This is a genomic window from Yinghuangia aomiensis, from assembly GCF_039542225.1.
Lineage (GTDB): Bacteria > Actinomycetota > Actinomycetes > Streptomycetales > Streptomycetaceae > Yinghuangia > Yinghuangia aomiensis.
Genome location: NZ_BAABHS010000006.1, coordinates 126,600 through 148,740, shown reverse-complemented (window position 1 = coordinate 148,740; position 22,141 = coordinate 126,600). Strand labels below are relative to the sequence as shown.

General features: G+C 73.6%; 18 protein-coding genes. 8 read left to right on the top strand and 10 right to left on the bottom strand.

Annotation, left to right across the window (positions count from 1 at the left end; all coding sequences use genetic code 11):
* The first annotated feature begins 71 nt into the window (after positions 1–71).
* Positions 72–833 carry a helical backbone metal receptor gene (locus tag ABEA93_RS10140; protein WP_345675049.1) on the top strand — a complete coding sequence of 254 codons (762 nt, stop codon included), beginning with the start codon at positions 72–74 and terminating at the stop codon, positions 831–833.
* Positions 834–885: 52 nt separating this feature from the next.
* On the opposite strand, the gene ABEA93_RS10135 is transcribed toward ABEA93_RS10140, so the two are convergent.
* Positions 886–2,652, bottom strand: a complete 1,767-nt coding sequence (locus ABEA93_RS10135) for a bifunctional 3'-5' exonuclease/DNA polymerase (protein ID WP_345675048.1) — start codon at positions 2,650–2,652, stop codon at positions 886–888.
* A gap of 192 nt (positions 2,653–2,844) precedes the next feature.
* On the opposite strand from ABEA93_RS10135, the gene ABEA93_RS10130 reads away from it, so the two are divergent.
* Positions 2,845–5,058, top strand: coding sequence for a CRISPR-associated endonuclease Cas3'' (locus ABEA93_RS10130; protein WP_345675047.1), 2,214 nt, complete (start codon positions 2,845–2,847; stop codon positions 5,056–5,058).
* Positions 5,059–5,068: 10 nt separating this feature from the next.
* Here ABEA93_RS10130 and ABEA93_RS10125 read toward each other — a convergent pair whose 3' ends face one another.
* Together ABEA93_RS10125 and ABEA93_RS10120 are read right to left on the bottom strand one after the other, a co-directional pair.
* Positions 5,069–5,734: a class F sortase gene (locus tag ABEA93_RS10125; protein WP_345675046.1), complete on the bottom strand. Its 666-nt coding sequence runs from the start codon at positions 5,732–5,734 to the stop codon at positions 5,069–5,071.
* Entirely contained in the window at positions 5,734–6,249 is a 516-nt protein-coding gene (locus ABEA93_RS10120) for a hypothetical protein (protein ID WP_345675045.1), read from the bottom strand. The genes ABEA93_RS10125 and ABEA93_RS10120 overlap by 1 nt, the downstream gene beginning before the upstream one ends.
* A gap of 377 nt (positions 6,250–6,626) precedes the next feature.
* On the opposite strand from ABEA93_RS10120, the gene ABEA93_RS10115 reads away from it, so the two are divergent.
* Positions 6,627–7,886: a hypothetical protein gene (locus tag ABEA93_RS10115; RefSeq protein WP_345675044.1), complete on the top strand. Its 1,260-nt coding sequence runs from the start codon at positions 6,627–6,629 to the stop codon at positions 7,884–7,886.
* Positions 7,887–7,986: 100 nt separating this feature from the next.
* Here the strand turns inward: ABEA93_RS10115 and ABEA93_RS10110 are convergent, their stop codons facing one another.
* From ABEA93_RS10110 to ABEA93_RS10100, 3 genes are all read right to left on the bottom strand, one after another.
* On the bottom strand, positions 7,987–8,937 hold the full coding sequence (locus ABEA93_RS10110; RefSeq protein ID WP_345675043.1) for a zinc-dependent alcohol dehydrogenase: 951 nt from the start codon (positions 8,935–8,937) through the stop codon (positions 7,987–7,989).
* Positions 8,938–9,066: 129 nt separating this feature from the next.
* Complete coding sequence (locus ABEA93_RS10105) at positions 9,067–10,263, bottom strand: sensor histidine kinase (RefSeq protein ID WP_345675042.1); 1,197 nt, start codon at positions 10,261–10,263, stop codon at positions 9,067–9,069.
* Positions 10,260–10,916, bottom strand: coding sequence for a response regulator transcription factor (locus ABEA93_RS10100; protein ID WP_345675041.1), 657 nt, complete (start codon positions 10,914–10,916; stop codon positions 10,260–10,262). Before ABEA93_RS10100 ends, ABEA93_RS10105 begins: the two co-directional genes overlap by 4 nt.
* Positions 10,917–11,045: 129 nt before the next feature.
* Here ABEA93_RS10100 and ABEA93_RS10095 point away from each other — a divergent pair, with 129 nt between their 5' ends.
* The 5 genes from ABEA93_RS10095 (at position 11,046) to ABEA93_RS10075 (ending at position 15,573) form a co-directional block, all read left to right on the top strand.
* Entirely contained in the window at positions 11,046–11,651 is a 606-nt protein-coding gene (locus ABEA93_RS10095) for a hypothetical protein (protein WP_345675040.1), read from the top strand.
* A complete protein-coding gene (locus ABEA93_RS10090) occupies positions 11,648–12,742 on the top strand; it encodes an efflux RND transporter periplasmic adaptor subunit (protein WP_345675039.1) in 1,095 nt (364 codons plus the stop codon). Before ABEA93_RS10095 ends, ABEA93_RS10090 begins: the two co-directional genes overlap by 4 nt.
* On the top strand, positions 12,739–13,464 hold the full coding sequence (locus ABEA93_RS10085) for an ABC transporter ATP-binding protein (protein ID WP_345675038.1): 726 nt from the start codon (positions 12,739–12,741) through the stop codon (positions 13,462–13,464). Before ABEA93_RS10090 ends, ABEA93_RS10085 begins: the two co-directional genes overlap by 4 nt.
* Position 13,465: 1 nt before the next feature.
* Positions 13,466–14,671 carry an ABC transporter permease gene (locus ABEA93_RS10080; RefSeq protein ID WP_345675037.1) on the top strand — a complete coding sequence of 402 codons (1,206 nt, stop codon included), beginning with the start codon at positions 13,466–13,468 and terminating at the stop codon, positions 14,669–14,671.
* 131 nt (positions 14,672–14,802) lie between these two features.
* Entirely contained in the window at positions 14,803–15,573 is a 771-nt protein-coding gene (locus tag ABEA93_RS10075) for an SDR family NAD(P)-dependent oxidoreductase (protein ID WP_345675036.1), read from the top strand.
* A 91-nt stretch (positions 15,574–15,664) separates the two neighbouring features.
* On the opposite strand, the gene ABEA93_RS10070 is transcribed toward ABEA93_RS10075, so the two are convergent.
* From ABEA93_RS10070 to ABEA93_RS10055, 4 genes are all read right to left on the bottom strand, one after another.
* Positions 15,665–16,375 (bottom strand): hypothetical protein, encoded by a 711-nt coding sequence (locus tag ABEA93_RS10070; RefSeq protein WP_345675035.1) that lies wholly within the window; start codon positions 16,373–16,375, stop codon positions 15,665–15,667.
* Between the two features lie 93 nt (positions 16,376–16,468).
* Positions 16,469–17,107 (bottom strand): hemerythrin domain-containing protein, encoded by a 639-nt coding sequence (locus ABEA93_RS10065; protein ID WP_345675034.1) that lies wholly within the window; start codon positions 17,105–17,107, stop codon positions 16,469–16,471.
* Between the two features lie 87 nt (positions 17,108–17,194).
* Positions 17,195–18,334 (bottom strand): acyl-CoA dehydrogenase family protein, encoded by a 1,140-nt coding sequence (locus tag ABEA93_RS10060; RefSeq protein WP_345675033.1) that lies wholly within the window; start codon positions 18,332–18,334, stop codon positions 17,195–17,197.
* 106 nt (positions 18,335–18,440) lie between these two features.
* Complete coding sequence (locus ABEA93_RS10055; protein ID WP_345675032.1) at positions 18,441–21,974, bottom strand: indolepyruvate ferredoxin oxidoreductase family protein; 3,534 nt, start codon at positions 21,972–21,974, stop codon at positions 18,441–18,443.
* Positions 21,975–22,141: the final 167 nt, after the last annotated feature.

Below are 22,141 nucleotides of genomic sequence, written 5' to 3'. Positions count from 1 at the left end.
GGGCCGGGAAACAGTCATATGAACGCCCCGCGTGGCCCGACAATGTGCGCCGGATGCGTCAGGATGGCGGCATGTACGACGACCTCGGTTCCCCCGTCGACCCGCCCCCGCGCATCGGCCGCGTGGTCTCCCTCGTGCCGTCGCTCACCGAGGCCGTGGCGGCCACCGCGCCGGGCCTGCTCGTCGGTGCCACCGACTGGTGCACGCACCCGGCGGGGCTCGACGTCGCCCGCATCCGCGGGACCAAGAACCCCGACGTCGACGCCATCGCCGCGCTGGCGCCCGACCTCGTCCTCGCCAACGAGGAGGAGAACCGCGTCCCCGACCTCGATGCGCTCCGCGACCGCGGCCTCGCCGTGTGGACGACCCGCATCCGCACCGTCGACGAAGCGTTCACCTCGCTCGGCCGCATGCTCGCCGACGCCTGCCGCCTCGGTACGCCGTCGTGGCTGGCCGAGGCCCGCACGGTGTGGGCCGACGTCCGGCCCCCGGCGGGCGGCCCGCGCCGCGCGGTCGTGCCCGTGTGGCGGCGGCCGTGGATGGTGCTGGGGCGCGACACGTTCGCGGGCGACGTCCTCGCCCGACTGGGCATCGCCAACGTGTTCGCCGACCACCCCGAGCGCTATCCGAAGATCCCCCTCGCCGAACTCACCGCCGCCGCCCCCGACCTGGTCGTCCTCCCCGACGAGCCCTACCGGTTCACCGCGGACGACGGCCCGGAGAGCTTCCCGGGCACCCCGGCCGCGCTCGTCAGCGGACGGCATCTCACGTGGTACGGGCCGTCGTTGGTCGAAGCACCCGGACTGCTCGGGGCGGCACTCACCCGCGCCTGACACCGCGACCGCGACGACAGCACACGGTACGGCCCCGCGCCCGCCAGGCCCGCTACTTCGCCGACGCGTAATCGTCCACGACCGCCGGGACCACCGGGAGGCGTACCGGAACGTCGCCGAACACCAGCTGCTTCGCCTCGTCCGCCGCGGCCTCGACCGCGGCGACCACGGCATCCGCCATCACCCGCGGCGTGTGCACGATCACCTCGTCGTGCTGGAAGAACACCAAATGCGGCCGCCCCGGCGCGCCTTCGGCCAACGCCGTCAGCCGCCCGCGCAACACCGCGAGCAGCACCAGCGCCCAGTCCGCCGCACTCGCCTGGATGACGAAGTTGCGGGTGAACCGGCCCCGGGCGCGCGCCCACCGCGCGGTCGCGCTGTCCGAAGGCTCGGCGGCGCCCGGTGTGGCGCCGTCGGCCAGGTCGAGGAAGTCCGCCGACGGGGGCGGGCACGCGCGGCCGAGCACCGAGCGGACGATCCCGCCGTCCTCGCCGGTCCGCGCCGCGGCCTCGACGAAGCCCATCGCGTTCGGGTAGCGGCGCCGCAAGGTCGCCAGCAGGGGGCCGATGTCGCCGCTCGTCTGCCCGTACATGGCACCGAGCAGCCCGAGCTTGGCCTTGTCGCGGTCGCCCTGGAACGCGGCCGCGGCCAGGGCCTCGTACAAGTCGCCGCCCGCCGCCATGCGCGCCAGCCCCCCGTCGCGCGACATCGCGGCCAGCACCCGCGGCTCGACCTGCGCCGCGTCCGCCACCACCAGGCACCAGCCGGGATCGGCGACCACCGCGCTCCGCAGAATCCGCGGGATCTGCAACGCCCCGCCGCCGCGGCCGGCCCACCGACCGGACACGACACCGCCCACCACGTACTCGGGCCGGAACCGGCCGCCGTGCACCCAGGTGTCCTGCCACGCCCACCCGTGTGCGGTGTGCAGCCGGGACAATTCCTTGTAGCGGATGAGGAGTTCCGCGGCCGGATGGTCGATCTCGCGCAGCACGTAGCGTCGCGTCGAGGTCAGCCGGACGCCTTGGTCCGCGAACGCCTTCACGACCTGGGTGTGCGAATCGGGGTTGAACGCCTTGCCGCCCAGCGCCTCGCGCAGCCGGGCCGCGGCCGCGGCCAGCTTCGCCGGCGGCGCACCGGCGATCGCGGGTCGCGGGCCGAGGAGTTCGGACAGCACGGTGTTGTGCGCCTCGACGCGCCAGGGCAGACCGTCGTACGCCATCTCCGCCGCGGTCAGGCCGCCCGACGACTCCGCGGCGACCAGCAGCCGGAACCGCGCCCGCGCCGCCGGATCCTCGATCGCCTGAATCCGCCGCTGCTGATCGGCATGCACCGCCACGACGGCCGTCAACGCATCCACACCGGGCGGAAGTCGGCGCCGGTCGGGCGCGAACAGGCTGTCCTGGCCGCCGTGCGGGTCGGCGTGCGCGGGCAGGTCGTCCGGCACCGGAAGGCCGTGCAGCCGCGCCCACACCGCGCCGAGCGACCGCGGCAGCCCGAAACCGCCCTCGTGCGCCAGCAGCAGCGCCTCGACGAGTGCGAGGTCGTGGCAGCGGGTGACCCGGACCGGCAGGATCGGGGCATACGCGTCGTCGGCCGCCGCCCACACCCAGCGGGGCGCCCGCCCGGACCCCTCGACCTCGGCGACGGCCCGCGCGACGTCCGCCACCGCGACCGGCTCGCCGATCGGCCGACCGTCGTCCGTCAGCCCCTGGAGCCGCCCGCCGGGGCCGTCCCCGTCGGGGACGAGCGCGGCCCGGGGACAGCCGACCAGGACATGCGGCGCACCGACCGGGGCGGGGGAGGACCGGGCGGTCATCGGACGGTCTCCATTTCCGGGCGGGTCGGTGGCTTGCAATGGTTCTGGTGGCTTCGATGTCTTCGGTGCCGGCGCAGGGCGGCTGCCGGGTCGACATTAACCGTTGGGTCGGACAAGTCGGACGACCGGTGACCCTCTCGTTTCGCCCGCCGGGCCCCTACAGTCGGGAGGCTTACGGACGAGGAGTCGTGAATGACGCACGGATTCGGGGAGTTCTTCCGGACAGCCACCTGCCATCGGCCCCACTCCTATCAGTCCGGACTCGCGGCGAGCGGGCTTCCGCGCTCGCTGCGGGTCCCGTCGGGCGGCGGGAAGACCGCGGCCGCGGTGCTGGCCTGGCTGTACCGGCGACTGATATCCGCACCCGAGACGACGCCGCGGCGGCTGGCCTACGTCCTGCCGCAGGGCAGCCTCGCCGACCCCGCCCATGCCCGCATCGCCGACTGGCTGCACCGCCTCGGCCGCGCGGACGAGGTCGACCTGCACCTGCTCGCCGGGCCGGACGCGCAGAACGGCACGTGGCGCCGCCACCCCGAACGGACCGCGATCCTGGTCGGCACGCACGACGGCCTGCTCAGCCGGGCCCTGCTGCGCGGATTCGCCGACGCGCGGACGATGGCACCCGTCTCCTTCGGCCTGCTCAACACCGACACGCACTGGGTGTTCGACGAAATGCGGCTGATGGGACCCGGGTTGCCGACGAGCGAGCGGCTGCAGTCGCTGCGCGACTCGCTCGGCACGGTGGCGCCGACGGCAAGCACGTGGATGTCGTCGGTGGGGGACAGCAGCGACGCGGACGGCCCTGCGGCGGTACGCCGCATCAGGCGCGTGCACCCGGACCCGAACCGGTACACGGACGACCTCGCCGCCGTGCTGATGGCGGCCCATGTGCCCGGCACCCAGACCATCGCCGTCCTCGGTTCCGCACGCCGCGCGCGCGAGGTCTACGGCGCTCTGCGCGTTGCCCGGCCCGACCGGGAGACCGTCCTGGTCCACCCCTACGCCCGATCGCCCGACCGCCGCGCCCGGGCCGCCGAGCTGGACAGCGCCGGCCGGGACCGGATCCTCGTCGCGACCGGCGCGCTGGACGTCGGCAGCGACGTGTCCGCCCGCACCCTCCTGACCGAACTCGCCTCGTGGAGCGCGCTGGTGCAACGCGCCGGCCGCTGCAACCGGCACGGCGAACACCCCGAAGGCGGCGACCTGCTGTGGTGCGTCCCGCCGGACGCACCCGGGGCCGACGCGGACGCCGCCGCGTGGCTGGACGCCCTCGACGGCAAGGCGGTCACGACCACCGACCTGTTCCGCGCGCGGGTCGGCCACGGCACAGCACCCTCTCCGTTGCTCGCCGAGCGCGACCTGCTGGCGATGTTCGACAACGCCCGCGGCGCCGCGCCGACCGACGCCAGCCCGTGGATCTGCCCCGACGACGAGCGCACGGTCTTCGTCGCATGGCGGGCCTGGGAGTCGGGCGAGCCGGCCGAGGACGAGCCGGAACCCGCCCGTACCGAGCAGTGCGAAGCACCGCTGGCGGACGTCCTGGAGCTGGTCCACAACGGCAGGGTGTGGCGGCGCGACCCCGCCGACGGCCGGTGGCGGCACGCCGCGGCCGAGGATCTCCGGGCCGGGTCCCTCGTCGTCCTCGACGCGGCGCGCGGCGGCTACCTCCCCGACGCGGGATGGGCGCCGGAAAGCACCGTGCCGGTCGAATCGCTCTTCACGGGACGCAGGCCGTCCGCGTACGCATGCGTCGCGTGGGTGAGCCTCGACCAGCACTTGACCGAGACCGAGGAAGAGGCCCGCGCGGTCATGGCCGCCCTGCCCGGACTCACCGAGGAGCAGCGGGAAGCCGTGGCCCGCGCCGCGCGCTTCCACGACCTCGGCAAGTGCCACGACGTGTTCCAGGCGATGCTGCGCTCCGGCGAGGGCGGCGATCCGCCGACGTACCTGCTGGCCAAGTCCAAGGCGCCGTGGAGCACCGGGGTATCGACGCGCCCGTACTTCCGGCACGAGCTGGTCAGCGCGCTGATCCTCCTGAACGGCGAGCACTGGCACACGCCGCGCCTCGACCCGGAGCTGGTGGCCTACCTGGTCGCGGCGCACCACGGCCACGTGCGGGTGTCGGCGCGCCCAGGCTCGGACGAGGACGCGGCGACGCTGCTCGGCGTCCGGGACGGCGACCGCACGCCGCCGGTGGACGTCTCCACCGGCGACCGCTTCCCCGCGCAATCCCTCGACACCGGGGCGTTCCGGCCCGGGGGTTCGTGGACGCCGCGGGTCGTGGCGCTGCGCGACCGCCCGGACCTGGGGCCGTTCCGGCTGGCGTTCCTGGAGTCGTTGGTGCGGGTCGCCGACTGGCGGTCGAGCGCGCGGCACGACGGTCCGGTCGACGGACTGCCGCCGTGAGTGCGGGCGGTCAGCGGCTCGCCGTCAGGCGGGCGAACACGACCACGTTGCTGCTGTAGCCGGTGCCGGGGGTGAAGGTGCCGCCGCAGGTGATGACCCGCAGTTCGGGGCGGTGCGCGTCGGTGTAGACCTGCTTGCTGGGGAAGGACGTGCGGTCGTACATGTCGATCCCGTACACCGTGAAGACCGCGGTGCGGCCGTCCTTGCGGGCGACTTCGATGGTCGCGCCCTTGCGCAGGCGGCCCAGGTCGTAGAAGACCGCGGGGCCGTCGCGGCTGTCGACGTGGCCGAGGACCACCGCGGTGCCGAGCTGGCCGGGCGTGACCCCGCCGTCGTGCCATCCGGCCATATCCGCCTTGTCCGGCGGGGGAACGGCCAGCTCGCCGGAGGCCGACGCCTCGAGCGGCATCATCGCGGCGTTCACCCCGATCGCCGGGATCCGCACCCGGGTCGGCACGGAACGCTCCATCGGGTCCGCGGTCGGCGCACCGTCGTCGGCGAACACGGAAGCCGCGGTGGGTGGTTCGGGCGGGCCGTCACTGCGCTGGGCCAAGCCGTGCCCGATGAGCACGATGCCGACCACGATGCCGAGGACGACCGTGGTCAGGCCGGAACGCGCGCCCTTCGCCCGGTGGGCGGAGGACGCGCGTTCGGTGTCGGTTGCGGCGTCGGCCATCAGGCGCCGGAACCGCCGCGGCGGCGGAGCAGCAGAATGCCGCCGCCGAGTGCGGCCGTGGCGATGGCGGCGCCGATCGCGACCTGCGTGGTGTCGGGACCGGACACCGAGCCGCCGAGGCCGGTGTGCACACCGCCGCTGACGGTCTTGCTCGCCACGACGACGGTGGTCTTGACGGTCACCGGGGCGGGGGCGGGTGTGCCGGACGACGACGTGCAGTTGGCGACGACGGCGTACTGGCCGGCCGGGGTGGACGCGGCCACCGCGAGCGTGCCGGTGAACACGCCGCCGTTGTGCGGGCCGAACACGACGGGCCCGGCCTCGGACTGCGCGTCGGCGGCGATGCCGTTCGCGGTGGGACACGTGAGCACGATCTTGACGGTTTCGCCGGGCTCGACGCTGCCCGGACTGACCTGCATATTCGGCTGACCGGGCGTGGGAGCGGCCGCGGCGGGAGTCGCGGCGAGCAGCGCGGCCGCGGCGGCGGCGCCGACGGCGAAGCGGGCTGCGAACACGGGGGACCTCCAGGGGACAGGCGAGCGCTACAAGCCGCTCGACAAGCCCAGCCAAACCTTCCCGACCGTGACGCGCCCCTCACCCGAGTCCCCCGAACGGCCGTACGGTCACGCCAAGACCCGCCTCAGACAAGGCATTCCGCTTCGGAGACGCGACGCACCGACGATCGCCCGAACGGGGGAGGGAGGGCGGGGCGGCGTGCGGTGGGGCGCAGCAGAGGGAGGGGGCGACGCGCGCCGGCGGCGACCGGGGCAACCGGGACGCGGGCCGAGACCGGCGGGGGAAGCGCGGCGTGGGCGAGAGGCTTGCCGTGCGGCCCTGCCGCAGTCCCCTGTCGCCGGGACGGTGATCCGCCGCATCGCCATACGATCGAAGCGTGTCAGCGATCGATTACGAGCCCGCGGAGGCGCGGAAGGTGGTTGCCGAGGCGCGCCGTCTCGCCGCGGATGACCCCGCGGTCGTTCTCGCGGGTGACCAGAACAGCAACGTTCCCGTGTGGGACGCGCGGCGAGGGATGAAGGTCGTCGCGCGATTCCCGATTCCCGGGCGAAGCCCGCTTGCGATGCGCACCCAGCGCTCCGAGGCGGCCATCCTGCGTGCGGTGCCCGGAGTAGCGCATTTCTTTCCGCAGGTGCTGTACGAGGACCCGGACGGCGCCTTCGCCATCCATACCTGGGAAGAGGACGTTCTGGTCGGCAACGTGCCCGGTGGACCGGCACCGCTGCGCCTCTTCCGGCCCATCGCCCGCGTGTGGGCGGACCTTCAGTCGTACCAGATGGGGGGAGGCGTCCAAGCGAGGCGGGACCTGCCCCCGGAGCTGATCCGCAACCAGGAAGTACGCCGGCCTGATCGACCGCCGGTGCGGTCCGCTGCCACCACGCAAGCCGCCTACATCCAGCTCCACCGCCGCGAAACCGCAATGCGGTTCGACAAGGCGGTGGTTGCCACGGGCGATTACCTGCACACCGTATTCGGCTTTCCCGCACACCCCGAACGGTTCGCGGCGGGTGCTGTGGAAGAACTTGAAGACGTCCCGCTCACGATCGCCATCCCCGACCTTCACCGGGGGAACTACGGCCGGCGTCCTGACGGTTCGCTGCTGCTGTTCGACCCCGAAGGCATCGGCTACCACCCGCCGATGTACGCGCTGGCCGTGGCAGCCGTGTTCGGCGAGTACACCGACGACGATTCCGCGGCATTCGTCGCGGAGCACAGAGCGGCGGCGCCCGCCGGGCTGCTGCCGTTCTTCGACCGTCACTTCGAAGCATGGGAGCAGTTCGCGACCGTCCAGCGGGCGATCGGAATCACGTGTGGAGCCGTCAACCAGATGGCTCGGAAGGGCCGCTCAGGCTACGACGAGGCCCTTGAGGCGTGGACGGGACGGCTGCACCGGATCGTCAACGCCGCGGGACGGATATGGGGAGGACCAGAGCTGTCACCCGGCTTCGTGCGGGACCATCTCGACCGTGCGGCGCAGGTTCACCGGCGCACGCAGTCGCTGGGCGGCGGACCGGCTGCGGCGCTCGCGGGATTCGGGGTTGCGCGTGCCCGGTCGGTGACCCCGCCGCGTGGCCGTACAGCGGTACCCGGTAGGCAAGCCACCGGCATGGGACGAGCCTTGGAACTGTCGAAATGACGGGCAGTTCGGCACAGCACGCCGTATCAGCGCCTGCCGCCCGAATTGCCCGGCAGGGCACGTCAGCCGCGTAGTCGGCTGCCGACCGCCCGTCGACCCCCTACGGCTCCAGCACCACCTTGATCGCGCCCGTTCCGCGGTCCGCCGCCACGCGGAAGGCTTCCGCGGCGGCGTCCAGCGGGAAGCGGTGGGTGATGACCGTTGCCGGGATGTCCGGTCGGGTCGCGAGCATGCCCGCCGCGGCGTCGACGTCGCGGGTGCCGTCGGGGGCCGTGCCGTAGGCCATCGACGTGACGACGCGGGCCTCCTTGATGAACGCCGGGAGGAACGGCAGCGGCAGCGTGTCGGCGTGCAGGGCGGCGATCGAGAGGGTGCCGCCCGGGGCGAGGAGGTTCACCGCGTCGGCGAGCGCGTCCGGGGTCCCGGCCGCGTCGATGACGATGTCGTACTCGCCCTTGGCGGGCAGCGCGCCGAGGCGTTCGCCGGCGGTGATGCGTTCGGCGCGGCGCGCGATCAGGGCGACGTCGTCGGCGCCTTGGGCCTGGGCGGCGGCTATGGCGAGGAGGCCGATGGCGCCGCCGCCGATGACGGCGACGCGGCTGCCAGGGGCGCAGCCCGCGAGGCGCACCGCGCGCCAGGCGACCGCGGCCGGTTCGACGAGGCACGCGTCGGCGAGGGCGAGGCTGTCGGGCAGCGGGACGAGGGAGGCCGCGGGCACGGCATACGTGTCCGCCATGCCGCCGTCGATGGTCATCCCCGGCACCCGCATCCCCACGGTCCGGCACAGGTTCCGGCGGCCCGCGCCGCACTGGTCGCAGGTGCCGCAGCCGAAGATCGCCTCGACCGCGTACGCCTGCCCGTCCGGCCCCACCCCGGCCAGTTCGTGGCCGAGCAGCAGCGTGCTGCCCATCGCCAGGTAGCCGAGGTCCGAGCCGCAGATGCCCGCCGCCGCGATGTTCAGCCGCACGTCGCCGTCCGGCACCGCGGGCGCGTCCGCGACCTCCACGACCTCGACTGATGCCGACGAGCCCAGGCCTCGTACCGCGCGCATGCTGTGTCCCTCTCGACGTGCCGATCTCCCGGGGCGGAAAGTAGCGCGGGGGAGGGGAGAGCGCAAGAGGCGGCTTCGAATATGGGATCGCGGTGTTCGGTTTTCGGAACGGAGCGGGTGGAAGGACGATCACGCGCCGGGCAGGCGCACCACGACCACCAGCCCGCCCCCGTCCCGCGGCTCCGCCGTGACCTCGCCGCCGTGCGCCCGCGCGACCGCGCGGACGATCGACAGGCCCAGTCCCGCGCCCGGAGTCCGGCGCGCCACCCGCTCCTCGCCGAGGCGGCGGAACGGTTCGAACAACGACGGGACTTCGTAGCGCGGCACGGCCGGCCCGGTGTTCGCGACCTCGACCACCGCCCATCCGTCGGCCGCGGTGCGGCTGCTCACCCGCACCCACCCGCCGTCCCCGTCGGGCACGTTGTACCGGATCCCGTTCTCCACGAGGTTCTGCACGAGGCGCTCCAGCAGGACCGGGTTCCCCGTCGTCGCGGCCTCCTCGGGATCGGCTTCGACCTTGACCGGCCCGCCGGAGAGGACCTGCGAGGCGACGTGGTCGACGATGTCCGCCAAGTCGACGAACGACCTTTCCACCACATCGTGTTCCGAACGGGCGAGGAGCAGCAGCCCGTCGATGAGCCGCTCGTGGCGGCTGTTGATCTCCAGCAGGGTTTCGCCCAGGTGCCGGACGTCGTCCGACGCGTCCCGCCGGTAGACCGCGACCTCCAGCAGCGCCTGGTTCAGCGCCAGCGGCGTCCGCAGTTCGTGGGACGCGTTGGCGATGAACCGCCGCTGTCCGTCGAACGAGTGGTCGAGCCGGGCCAGCATCAGATCGAACGTGTCGGCGAGCCGCTTGAGTTCGTCCTCCGGCCCGGCCAACGCGATGCGTTCGTGCAGGTTGCGGTCGGCGGCCGGGGCTTCGGCGATACGGCGGGCGGTGTCGGTCATCCGCTGCAACGGCTGGAGCATCCGTCCGGCGATCAGCCACGCCAGCAGTGTCGCGGCCAAGCCGACCGCGGCGAGCGCGATGCCGCCCTGGGTGAGCAGCGCGTTGAGCGCGTCGCTGCGTGTGCTGCCGTTCGACGCGTGGGTGAACTGCGCCCCCGGATCCGGAGCACCGCCCGCGGGTGGCGCCGGTGCGTTGGGGCCGCTCATCGTGACCTGGGAATCCGACGGCAGCTGCTGCGACACCAGCAGATACGTCACCGCGAGCACGACCACCCCGGCGAGGAAGAACAGCACGCCGTAGACGAGCGTCAGCCGGGCCCGGATCGCCCACCGGGAGGGCCGCGCCCAGCGCGGCGCGAACCGGGCCGGCCGTGTCACCGGATCCGGTACCCCACGCCCGCCTCCGTCTCCACCACCTGCGGGTCCCCCAGCTTCCGGCGCAGTTTGAGGATCGTCATGCGGACCACGTTGGTGAACGGGTCGGTGTGTTCGTCCCATGCCTTCTCCAGGAGCAGTTCGGCCGACACCGCGGCCCCGTCGGCGCGCAGGAGTTCGGCGAGGACGGCGAACTCCTTGCGGGACAGCGGGACGTACCGGCCGTCCCGGTAGACCTCGCGGCGGTGCAGGTCGAGCCGGATCCCGGCGCGGTCCAGGACCGGGGGCGCGGCCGGGCGGGCGCGGCGGCCGAGGGCGACGACGCGGGCGCCGAGTTCGCGGAAGGCGAAGGGCTTGGCGAGGTAGTCGTCCGCACCCAGAGCGAGGCCCGAGACCCGGTCGTCGAGGGTGCCGGCGGCGGTCAGCATGAGGACGCGGGCGGTCGCCGGTCCGGCGGCGATCGAGCGGCAGACGTCGTCGCCGTGCACGACCGGCAGGTCGCGGTCGAGGACGACCACGTCGTAGTCGTGCACGGCAAGGTTCTCCAGGGCCGTGCCGCCGTCGTGGACGACGTCCACCGCGTGCGCGTCGCCGCGCAGCCACTCCGCGACCGCGTCCGCGAACAGCGGTTCGTCTTCCACCACCAGGATGCGCATCCGCCCATCGTGGCGGGCGGCGTGTCACGTCCGCGTCAACGGAAACGGTGACGGCCGGGCGACGCGCGTCCGGCTCGAATGGCGTCCGTCGCCGCCGACCGGGCGGCCGGACGAAACCGAGGACCGACGATGACGAGCACACGCACCAAAGCGGGTGTCCTCTTGGCGCTGTTCTTCCCCCTCGCCGCCGCGTGCGGGGGAAGCGGCGGTGGCGGCGACGACCGGGTCGCCTCCGTCGGCAGCCCCACCGCGACGGCCTCCGCGGGCGGCGGCGCGACGCCCAAGCCGGGCGACGAGAAGGAGGCCATGCTCAGGTACGCCCAATGCATGCGCCAGAACGGCGTCCCGGCCTTCCCCGACCCGCAGTTCAACGGCGAAGGCGGCGTCTCCCTCGACCTGCCCGAAGGCACCGACCCCAAGGCCGTCGACGCGGCGCAGGGCAAGTGCAAGGACCTCATGCCGAACGGCGGCGAGAACCAGAAGGTCGACCCGGCGGTCACCGAGAAGCTCCGCCAGTACGCCAAGTGCATGCGCGAGCACGGCATCCCGCAGTTCCCGGACCCGGCGCCGAACGGCGGGCTGCAGATCAACAACGACCAACTCGGCTTCGGCCCCGACGACCCGAAGTTCAAGGCCGCGGACGAGGCCTGCGCGCAGTACATGCCGCAGCCGCCCGGCGGCGGCGCCGGCAAGGCGACTCGCAACGCGGGCGGCAACCCGGGGAGCGGCGCGTGACGCCCCGCCGCAAGCGCCGTACCGGCCGGATCGCCGTCGGGGTGACCGCCCTCCTCGCCGCGGGCGCCGCCGCCGCGGCCACCACCGGCATCGGCCTGCCCGCGAAGAGCGACGACCCGAAGCCGTCCCGCGGCACGCTCCCGCCCGCGACCGGCACGGTCACCCGGCAGACGCTCGTCGACACCACGACCAAGTCCGGCAAGCTCGACTACGGCGGCACCGCGACGCTCAACGGCGGCAAAGTCGCCGGAACGCTCACCTCGGTGGCCGCGCCCGGGTCGACCGTGGTGCGCGGCAAGGCGCTCTACAAGGTCGACAACACGCCCGTCCTGCTGCTGTACGGCGGCCTCCCGGCCTACCGGGACCTCGCCGTCGGCACCGAGGGCCCCGACGTCCGGCAGTTCGAGGAGAATCTTGCCGCGCTGGGCTACACCGGGTTCACCGCCGACACGAAGTACACCGACGGCACGGCGGCCGCCGTCAAGAAGTGGCAGAAGGCCAACGGGCTGACGCAGACCGGCACCGTCGAACTCGGCCGCGTGCACTACGCACCCGGCGAACTCCGCGTGGAGACGGACAAAGCGGTACTCGGCGACGCCGTCCAGCCCGGGCAGGCCGTGCTCACCTACACCGGCACACGCCGGGTGGTCAGCGTCGAACTGGAGATGGCGTACGCGAGCCTCGCCAAGACCGGCACCGCGGTCGCCCTGAAGCTGCCCGACGGCAAAACCGCCCCCGGCAAGATCACCGCCACGGCGACGATCGTCGACCCCGGCAAGGACAGCGGCGGCACCCCGGCGACGCCCACCACCAAGCTCAAGGCGACCGTCGCACTCGACGACGAGACCGTGGTGGCCGGGCTCGACCAGGCCTCGATCGACGTCGGATTCACCGCCTCGCGCCACGAGAACGTGCTCACCGTGCCGGTCGCCGCGCTGCTCGCGCTCGCCGAAGGCGGCTACGGCGTCCAGGTCGTCGACGGGGCCGCCACGCGGCTCGTGCCGGTCGAGACGGGCATGTTCGCCGGCGGCCGGGTCGAAGTGTCCGGCCAGGGGCTCGCCGAAGGCACCGTCGTGGGGATGCCGTCGTGAACGAGCCCACCCGGCACCTCGTCGAACTCACCAAGGTGGGCAAGGAGTACGACGGCGGCGTCGTCGCCCTCGCCGACGTCGACCTGGCCGTCGGCTACGGCGAACTCCTCGGCATCGTCGGCCCGTCCGGCTCCGGCAAATCCACCATGCTCAACCTCGTCGGCACCCTCGACCGCCCCACCGGCGGCACCGTGCGCATCGACGGCCACGACGTCGCCGCCCTGTCCGACCGCCGCCTGTCCGCGCTCCGCGCGCACCGCATCGGCTTCGTCTTCCAGCAGTTCCACCTCGCCCCCGGCCGCACCGCGTGCGAGAACGTCGCCGACGGGCTGCTCTACGCCGGACACCCGCCCCGCGAACGCCGCCGCCGCGCCCGAGCCACCCTCGAACGCGTCGGCCTCGCCGACCGCATGGACCACCTCCCGCACGAACTCTCCGGCGGACAACGCCAACGCGTCGCCATCGCCCGCGCCGTCGCGGGCGACCCCGTCCTGCTGCTCGCCGACGAGCCGACCGGCAACCTCGACACCGCCTCGGGGCACGGCGTCATGGACTTGCTCCGGGAACTCCACGCGGCCGGGACGACCGTCCTCGTCATCACCCACGACCGCGACATCGCCGCCTCGCTGCCCCGTCAGGTGACGATGCGCGACGGCCGGATCGCCGCACCCGACAGCCGCAGCCACCCGGGAGCACTCGCCTCCACCGGCACGGAGGCCTGACATGACCACCACCACCTACCACCCCAGCCGCCTCCGCCCCCGCGACATCGCCGCGGTCGGCGCCGTCGGGCTGCGCACCCGGCCGATGCGGGTCTTCCTGTCCGCGCTCGGCATCGCCATCGGGATCGCCGCGATGACCGCGGTCGCGGGGATCTCCGCGTCCAGCCGGGCCGACCTCGACGCCCGGCTCGCCGCGCTCGGCACCAACCTGCTCACCGTGGCGCCCGGCAACGCGCTGAGCGGCGGCACGGCGTCGCTGCCGCTCGACGCCCCCGCGATGATCTCCCGCATCGGACCCGTCCGGCAGGTCGCGGCCACCGGCGCCGTCAAGAACGCCAAGGTGTACCGCAACGACCGGATCCCGGCCGCGGAGAGCGGCGGCCTGTCCGTGCAGGCCGCCGACCTGAAACTGCCCGAGACCGTGGGCGCCCGGCTCGCGGGCGGGACCTGGCTCAACGCGGCCACCGAGCGCTACCCGGCCGCGGTCCTGGGGGCGACCGCCGCCGACCGGCTCGGCATCGGCCGCGCCGGACCCGACATGCGCGTCTACCTCGCGGGACGCTGGTTCACCGTCGTCGGCATCCTCGACCCGGTGCCGCTCGCCCCCGAACTCGACTCCGCCGCCCTCGTCGGGCAGCCCGCCGCGGCCGCCTACCTCGGCTTCGACGGCCACCCCACCACCGTCTACACCCGTACCGCCGACTCCGCGGTCGCCGCCGTCCGCGACGTCCTCGCCCGCACCGCCAACCCGCGCAACCCCAACGAGGTCAAGGTGTCCCGCCCCTCCGACGCGCTCGCCGCCCGGCAGGCCACCGACGAAGCCTTCACCGGCCTGCTGCTCGGCCTCGGCGCCGTCGCGCTGCTCGTCGGCGGCGTCGGCGTCGCGAACACCATGGTCATCACCGTCCTGGAACGCCGCGGCGAGATCGGCCTGCGCCGCGCCCTCGGCGCCACCCGCGGCCAGATCCGCGGCCAGTTCCTCGTCGAGTCCCTCATGCTGTCCGCCCTCGGCGGCCTCGCCGGAGTCACCCTCGGCATGGCCGTGACCACCGGCTACGCGAGCACCCGCAACTGGGACGCGGTCATCCCCGCCTGGGCCACCGCCGGCGGGCTTGGCGCCACCCTCGTCATCGGTGCCGTCGCCGGGCTCTACCCGGCCGTCCGCGCCTCCCGCCTGCCCCCGACCGAAGCCCTGGCGGCCGTCTGACCGGATCCCTTCCTCACGAAACCAACCATGGAATCCGCCACCGCCCTGTGGCACGATCCGTGAGCACTGGCCGCCTCCGCCGCGCCGGGCCCCGCAGCACAACTAACAGCACGTCAATTGGGAGTGAGCGCATGTCGGTTGTCCATGTTCCCGGCCGGTTCGACGGCAAGACCGCACTGCTCTCCGGGGCCGGCTCCGGGGTCGGCCGCGCGACCGCGCTGCGCCTGGCGGCCGAGGGCGCCAACGTGTACCTGCTCGACATCAACGCCGAGACCCTCGCCGAGACCGCGAAGCTCTGCGCCGACCTGCCGGGCAAGGCCGCCACGCGCGTCACCGACGTGTCCTCGCGCGACGAGTGCTTCGCGGCGGTGGCCGACGCGGTCGCCGAATTCGGCGGGCTGGACGTCCTCGGCAACATCGCCGGCATAGCCCGCGCCGAGCACCTGCTCGAGGTCAGCGAAGCCGACTACCGGCGCATGATGGGCGTCAACGTCGACGGCTACTTCTTCCTCGCCCAGGCCGCCATCCCGCACCTTCTGGAGCGCAAGGGCAACATCGTCAACATCGCGTCCAACGCCGGTGTCATGGGCCTCGCGTACAGCGTCGTCTACACCATGAGCAAGGGCGCCGTCGTCCAGCTCACCCGGTCGCTGGCCTGGGAGTTCATCAAGCAGCCGCTGCGCGTCAACGCGATCGCGCCGGGCGGCATCGACACCAGCCTGGTGGCCAACTACCAGATGCCGAGCGACGTCGACTGGGACCTCGTCGGCCGCGCGATGGTGCCGCGCGAGATGGCGCAGCCGGAGGACATCGCCGCGATGTTCTCGTTCGTCGCCAGCGACGAGGCGCGCAACGTGCACGGCGCGATCCTGCACAACGACGGCGGCCTGACCGCGGGCTGATCCGCGCGGGGCTTCTCGGGATGCGGTCGGGCCGGACACACCTCGGATATGTCCGGCCCGACCGCGCGCGGGTACGCGGCCTTGTTCCCGCTCAGCCGACGAACTCGCGAGCTCCGTAGTGTACTTCCGCCTGGGACCAGTCGCCGCCAAGGCGGCCCACGAAGCCCCGCACCGCGCCCTCGTCGGCGCGCGAGGCCACGAGGACGAGCTTGCCGCCGCGGACGGTCACCGAACCGCCGTAGAGCGTGTCCCGGGCCTCCGGGTCGGCGAGCAGCCCGTCGTGCAGGCGTCGGACGCCGAATCCGGGGACCTCGGCGATCAGCGCGTCCGCGCCGGGCGCGTCGGCGGCCAGGTATTCGAACGTCAGCACGGACTCCTGCCGGTACTGCTTGCGCACCGTCTCGGCGATGTCCCGCAGCTGCGCGGACGTCACGCCGTCGACGTCGAACTCCCGCGACCGCTCGTAGGTCGCGGCCTGCAGGTCGCTCGACCAGAACACGCCGTCCAGCAGCGTCGACGCCTCCGGGTCGGCGCCCTGCGCCCGGATCGTCGCCCGCACGTCGCACGCGAACCGGTTGAGGCGGGTGTTCAGCCGCGGATCACCCGGGTCGGTGATCACGGCGGTGTTGTCGGTCGCGAAGATCTCCGCCTCGGGCAGGCTCCGCGGGTGCCCCGGCTTGGCGTCCCCGACACACGAGGCGCCCGAACCCGGGACCGCGACGGCTTGCGCGCCGCCCGCGCCGACGGTGAGACCGAACGCCAGGACGAGCGCGGCAGGCCAGCGCTTCAACGACGCATACACGTGCAAACTCCCCAGGTGCTCCGGCGGCCGTTGCGGCCGCGCGGCGCACCAAGGTAGCGGAGAGTTGTTGCATACCCGGCAATTGGCACCCGTTCAGCCGCGGATCCACAGCTCCGTTTCGGCATAGGCGGGTGCCCAGTGCTGCGCGTACGCCTGCCGGACCGGCTCGGGGAGCCGGCCGAGCACGGTCTCGGCGTACTCCGGCTTGGCACCGTCGAGCATCCACGGCACGAACCGCGGCGCGTCGGCGCCCATCCGGGAACTGTGCTCGGCGCCGAACCGGACGAGGAGTTCCGGCGTCGCGTACGTGTCGAGCACGGCGAGCGCCTGCTCCTCCTCGTCGGTGAGATGACCGCCCAGCCCGGCGACCAGCCGCTCCACGATCACCGGCAGCCGGGCCGCCCCGGCCTCGCCGTCGTCCAGCGCCGCGTCGAGGAACCGCAGCCCCGGCCCTACCGCCGCGTGCTGCTCCTCCATCGCGTCCAGCACCGCCAGATCCGCGGCATTACCGGCCGCGGCCGCCCGGACCTCCGGCCACAGTGCTTCGTCCTCGGCGTGGTGGTGGACATGCAGGGCCCGCTTGAACATCGCCCACCCGGGCGACTCCCGCAGGACCTTCTGCGGGTCGTCCGCGGTCGCCACGATGTCCGCGATCCGGCCCAGTTCGCGGCGGAGGGCATCGTGCATGACGTACATCATCGTGAAGTCGTGGGTGAAGGCCTGCTCGGTCATGGTCGCTCCCGCCGTCGGCGTTCTTGTGTTGTCACCCCCATGACGGACGCCGGGCGGCAAGTGTGACGGGCCTTCCCGGGAGGCGAGTTACCGGGCGAGCGTACGGCTGATGACCAGGCGTTGGATCTGGTTGGTGCCCTCGAAGATCTGCATGATCTTCGCCTCGCGCATGTAGCGCTCGACGGGGAACTCCCGGGTGTAGCCCGCCCCGCCGAAGACCTGGACCGCGTCGGTGGTGACCTTCATCGCGGCATCGGTGGCGACGAGTTTCGCGACCGACGCCTGGCGACTGTACGGGCGGCCCGCGTCGCGGCGGCGGGCCGCGTCGAGGTAGGTGGCGCGGGCCGAGTCGACGGCTGCGGCCATGTCGGCGAGGAGGAAGCCGAGGCCTTGGTGGTCGACGATGCGGCGGCCGAAGGTGGTGCGTTCGTTGGCGTAGTCGACCGCGGCGTCCAAGGCGGCCTGGGCGAGGCCGGTGGCGCACGCGGCGATGCCGAGGCGGCCGGAGTCCAGCGCGCTGAAGGCGATCGACAGGCCTTGGCCCTCGGCGCCGACGAGGCGGTCGGGGGAGACGACCGCGCCGTCCCAGTGCGCGGTCGTGGTCGGGATCGCGTGCAGGCCCATCTTCTGCTCGGGCTTGCCGAACGTCAGCAGCTCGTGGCGGCCCGGCGCGAGGAAGCACGAAATGCCGCGGCTGCCTTCGCCGGTGCGGGCGAACAGCGTGTAGAAGTCGGCGCGGCCGCCGTGCGTGATCCACGCCTTGGTGCCGGTGATCGCATAGCCGTCCTCGTGCTTCACCGCCTTGCAGGTCAGCGCGGCCGCGTCGGAGCCCGCATGCGGCTCGGACAGGCTGTAGCCGCCGACCAGTTCGCCGCCGAGCAGGCGCGGCAGCCACGTGGCGCGCTGCTCCTCGGTGCCGTACGTGTCCACCGGGTAGCAGGCGAGGGTGTGCACGCTCGCCGCCACCGCGACCGCCGCCCACCGCGCGGCCAGCTCTTCCAGGACCTGCAGGTAGACCTCGTACGGCTGACCGCCTCCGCCGTACTCCTCCGGATACGGCAGTCCCAGCAGCCCCGCCCGGCCCAGCGTCGCGAACAGCCCTTCCGGGTACGTCTCGTCCCGCTCGTGCCCGGCCGCCCGCGGCGCGAGTTCGCGGTCTGCGATCGCGCGGGTCAGGTCGAGCAGGTCCTCCGCTTCCTCGGTGGGCAGCAAGCGGTCGACGGCCAAGGGAGCCTCCTGGTCACGAACACGAACACGAACACGGACACGGACACGGACACGGACACGGACACGGACACGGACACGGACACGGACACGGACGGACGACGGTGGATCAGCGTGCGGCGGCGGATGCGGCCGGCGCGGACGCCGGCCGGGCCGCGGCCGCCAGCTCGGCCAGCGCTGTGCGGGCCTGCGTGCGGAACTCCGCGACGCGCGCCAGTTTGATGTCCTCGTAGCCGCGCACGACGTCCGGCAGCGCCGCGATCGCGGCCACCGCGTCCGCGGTCTCCGGCGTCAGGTGCGTCAGCGCCGATCCGACCAGCGACCGGTACTCGTGCACCAGTTCCCGCTCCACGCGGCGCACCTCGGCCATGCCGAACACGTCGAACCGGGTGCCGCGCAGCCCGCGCGCCGCGTGCAGGGCGCGGAACGCCGGGACCGCGGTGCGGCGCAGCCGGATCTTGCGCTTGACGCCGAGCGCGCGCAGCACCGGCGGGTGGAGCAGCACGGACACGTCCGCGTCCGCGCCGAACTCCGCGTCGCGCCGGGCCTTCTCGACGGTGTCGAGGTGGAGGCGGGCGACTTCGTACTCGTCCTTGTACGCCATGAGCTTGTGCAGGCCCTTCGCGTACGCGACGCCGATCCGCTCCCCGTCCGCCTCTCCGGTGCGCACCGCGGCGGCGGATGCCACGCGCCGCACGTCGTCGGCGTAGCGCCGGGCGTAGGCCGTGTCCTGGTAGCCGGCCAAGTCGGCGATGCGGGTGGCGAGCACGTCGCGCAGCGCCTCGCCCGAGCCCGCGGAGGCGGCGAGCGCACGGGCGTCCTCGCCGACGGCTACGACGGCCGGTTCCGGCACGGCGACCGCGGCGTGCACGGCGTCGCGGTCGACGACGGCCGCGCGGCCCCAGCGGAACGCGGCGAGGTTCTTGTCGACGGCCGCGCCGTTGAGCCGGATCGCGGCTTCCACGGCGTCGGCGCTCAGCGGCAGGCAGCCGTGCTGGAACGCGGCGCCCACCAGCAGCATGTTCGTCGGCATGTGGTCGTCGAACAGCGCCTCGGACAGGGACTGCGCGTCCAGGTACAGGTTCCCGGCGGGTCCGGTGGTGGCTTCGATGCGGGCGATCGCGTCGTCCGGGGAACCGGGCGCCGCGAGTTGGTTGGTGACCATGGCCGCGGTCGGCACGATCGCGGTGTTCACGACCGCGACGGCGTGTCCCGGGCGGGCCGCGGCGAGGTTGGCGTCGGCCGCCGCGCCCAGCAGGTCGAGGCCGAGGAGCAGGTCGACGGTGCCGCGCGAGGCGCGCAGCGAGCCTTCCACCGGCTTGGCGGAGATCCGCAGGTCGCTGACCACCGGGCCGCCCTTCTGCGCGAGCCCGGTCTGGTCGAGGCCGGCCGCGTGGCGGCCGTCGAGGTGCGCGGCCATCTGGAGGATCTGCGACACGGTGACCACGCCGGTGCCGCCGATGCCGGGCATTCGCACGAGCACGTCGTCCGACGCGAAACGCGGCGACGGCTCCGGGAGTTCCACGGGAAGAGCGGGCAGTTCGCGGCGCTTGCGGGTGCCGGGCTCGACGAGCAGGAACGACGGGCAGTCGCCCTTGAGGCAGCTGAAGTCCGAGTTGCAGGACGCCTGGTGGATGCGGGTCTTGCGGCCGAACTCGGTCTCGACGGGCTGCACGGACAGGCACGTCGACTGGTCGCCGCAGTCGCCGCAGCCCTCGCACACCCGCTCGTTGACCACGACGCGCTCGGCGGGTGTGGGGAGCTGCCCGCGCTTCCGCAGCCGCCGCTCTTCGGCGGCACAGCGGTCGTCGTGGATCAGCACGGTGACGCCGCCCAGGGCCGCCAGCTCGCGTTCGACCGCCGGGATGTCGTCGCGGTGCCGGACCGACGCGATCGGGTCGAGCGTCCGGCCGCGGTAGGCCTTGGGGTCGTCGGTGGTGACGACGACGCGGCGCACGCCTTCGAGGGCGAGCCAGTACGTCAGCGTGGCGACGTCCAGGCGGCCTTCGGCGCGCTGGCCGCCGGTCATGGCGACCGCGTCGTTGTAGAGCAGCTTGTAGGTCATCGACACGCCGGCCGCGACCGCGGCCCGGATCGCCAGCGACCCGGAGTGGTGGAAGGTGCCGTCGCCGAGGTTCTGCACGAAGTGCCGGTCGCCGGTGAACGGCGCGAGGCCGATCCACTGTGCGCCTTCGCCGCCCATCTGGGTCAGGCCGAGCTGGTTGCCGCGGTTCTTGCCGTCGAGCGCGATCATCACGTGGCAGCCGATGCCGACGCCCACGAGCGTGTCGTCGGAGGTGCGCGTCGAGGTGTTGTGCGGGCAGCCCGAGCAGAAGTACGGGGTACGCGAGGCCACCATCGGCAGCGCGATCCGCGCCGCCCGCTTGGGGGCGATCGACTCCAGGTGCCCCGCGGCGGTGTGCGGCAGCCGGTCGGCGCCGATCCGGGCGGCGAGCGCGCGGGCGACGTCCTCGGCGCCGAGCGTGCCGCGCGCGGTCAGCAGCGGCCTGCCGGTCTCGTCGCGGCGGCCGACGATCTCCGGCGCGTCCGCCCGCCGGTACAGCGCCTCCTTGAGGTGCCCCTCCAGGAACGGCACCTTGTCCTCGACCACCAGCACCTGCCCGAGCCCCGCGGTCAGCTCGGCGAGTTCGGCGGGGTCCAGCGGGAACGGCATGCCCAGCTTGATCAGCCGCAGGCCCAGGGCGGCCATCTCGGCCTCGCCGATGCCGAGGTCGGCGAGCGCGCGCAGGACGACCGCGTGCTGGGTGCCGGATGCGAGGATGCCGAGCGTCGCGTCGGGGGCCCCGAAGGTGATCCGGTTGAGTCCCGCGGTGCGGGCGTAGGCGCGGGCCAGGTCCAGGCGCCGGGTCAGCATGTCGTGTTCGGCGTCCAGCGATGCCGGGCCGACCAGCGTCGGGGCCCCTGGTCGGCCCGAGCCGCGGGTGGCCCGGGCGGGCTCGGGGATGCGGTGCGCGAGGCCGCCGACGTCGACGGTGGCGGACGCGTCGGCTATGTCGGTGACGATCTTCAGGCCGGTCCACAGGCCGCTCGCGCGCGACATCGCGACCGCGTGAAGGCCGTACTCCAGGATCTCCGCGATCGAACCGGGGGCGAGCAGCGGCATCGCCAGGCTCTGCACCATCGGCTCGCACGAGCTGGGCACGGTGGACGACTTGCTCGCCGGGTCGTCGCCGATCCAGGCCACCGCGCCGCCGAGCGGGGCGGTGCCCGCCAGCATCGCGTGCCGGATGGCGTCCGCGGCCCGGTCCAGGCCCGGGTTCTTGCCGTACCAGAAGCCCACCACGCCGTCGTGGCGGCGGCCGGGGGCCTGGTCGAGCAGCTGGGTCCCGGCGACCGCGGTGGCCGCCAGCTCCTCGTTCAGGCCCGCTTGGAACAGCACACCCGCGGGGTCCAGGTACTTCGCCGCGCGACCCATCTCCAGGTCGACGGTGCCCAGCGGGGAGCCCTGGTAGCCGGACACGAAGACCCGGGTGTCCAGGCCGCGCGCGGCGTCCAGGCGGCGCTGTTCCAAGGTGAGCCGGACCAGGGCCTGTACCCCGGAGATCAGGACGCGGCCGGACTCGGCGGCGTACTTGTCGTCGAGCGACCCCCGGCCGGAGAGCGGAGCGGCGGCGTTCGGCATGGAGACCTCCGTCGGCGCGGGCGTCCGGGCCGGATCACGGCCTACGGAGCGCCTGAGCAAGGAAAACCAGGAAAACCAGCAAAGGGGGACTACGTGGAGCGCGGTGGTCGAAAGCACACCAACGCGGTGGCCCGGCACGCAAGACCCGCTCGGGAAATCCCGGCGAA

Bases quoted from the DNA above. Each gene is read 5' to 3' on its own strand.
- ABEA93_RS10100 (WP_345675041.1), bottom strand. From the start codon at position 10,916: ATGCGCATCCTGGTGGTGGAAGACGAACCGCTGTTCGCGGACGCGGTC.
- ABEA93_RS10110 (WP_345675043.1), bottom strand. From the start codon at position 8,937: ATGCGCGCGGTACGAGGCCTGGGCTCGTCGGCATCAGTCGAGGTCGTG.
- ABEA93_RS10130 (WP_345675047.1), top strand. From the start codon at position 2,845: ATGACGCACGGATTCGGGGAGTTCTTCCGGACAGCCACCTGCCATCGG.
- ABEA93_RS10095 (WP_345675040.1), top strand. From the start codon at position 11,046: ATGACGAGCACACGCACCAAAGCGGGTGTCCTCTTGGCGCTGTTCTTC.
- ABEA93_RS10080 (WP_345675037.1), top strand. From the start codon at position 13,466: ATGACCACCACCACCTACCACCCCAGCCGCCTCCGCCCCCGCGACATC.
- ABEA93_RS10125 (WP_345675046.1), bottom strand. From the start codon at position 5,734: ATGGCCGACGCCGCAACCGACACCGAACGCGCGTCCTCCGCCCACCGG.
- ABEA93_RS10140 (WP_345675049.1), top strand. From the start codon at position 72: ATGTACGACGACCTCGGTTCCCCCGTCGACCCGCCCCCGCGCATCGGC.
- ABEA93_RS10055 (WP_345675032.1), bottom strand. From the start codon at position 21,974: ATGCCGAACGCCGCCGCTCCGCTCTCCGGCCGGGGGTCGCTCGACGAC.
- ABEA93_RS10135 (WP_345675048.1), bottom strand. From the start codon at position 2,652: ATGACCGCCCGGTCCTCCCCCGCCCCGGTCGGTGCGCCGCATGTCCTG.
- ABEA93_RS10065 (WP_345675034.1), bottom strand. From the start codon at position 17,107: ATGACCGAGCAGGCCTTCACCCACGACTTCACGATGATGTACGTCATG.
- ABEA93_RS10075 (WP_345675036.1), top strand. From the start codon at position 14,803: ATGTCGGTTGTCCATGTTCCCGGCCGGTTCGACGGCAAGACCGCACTG.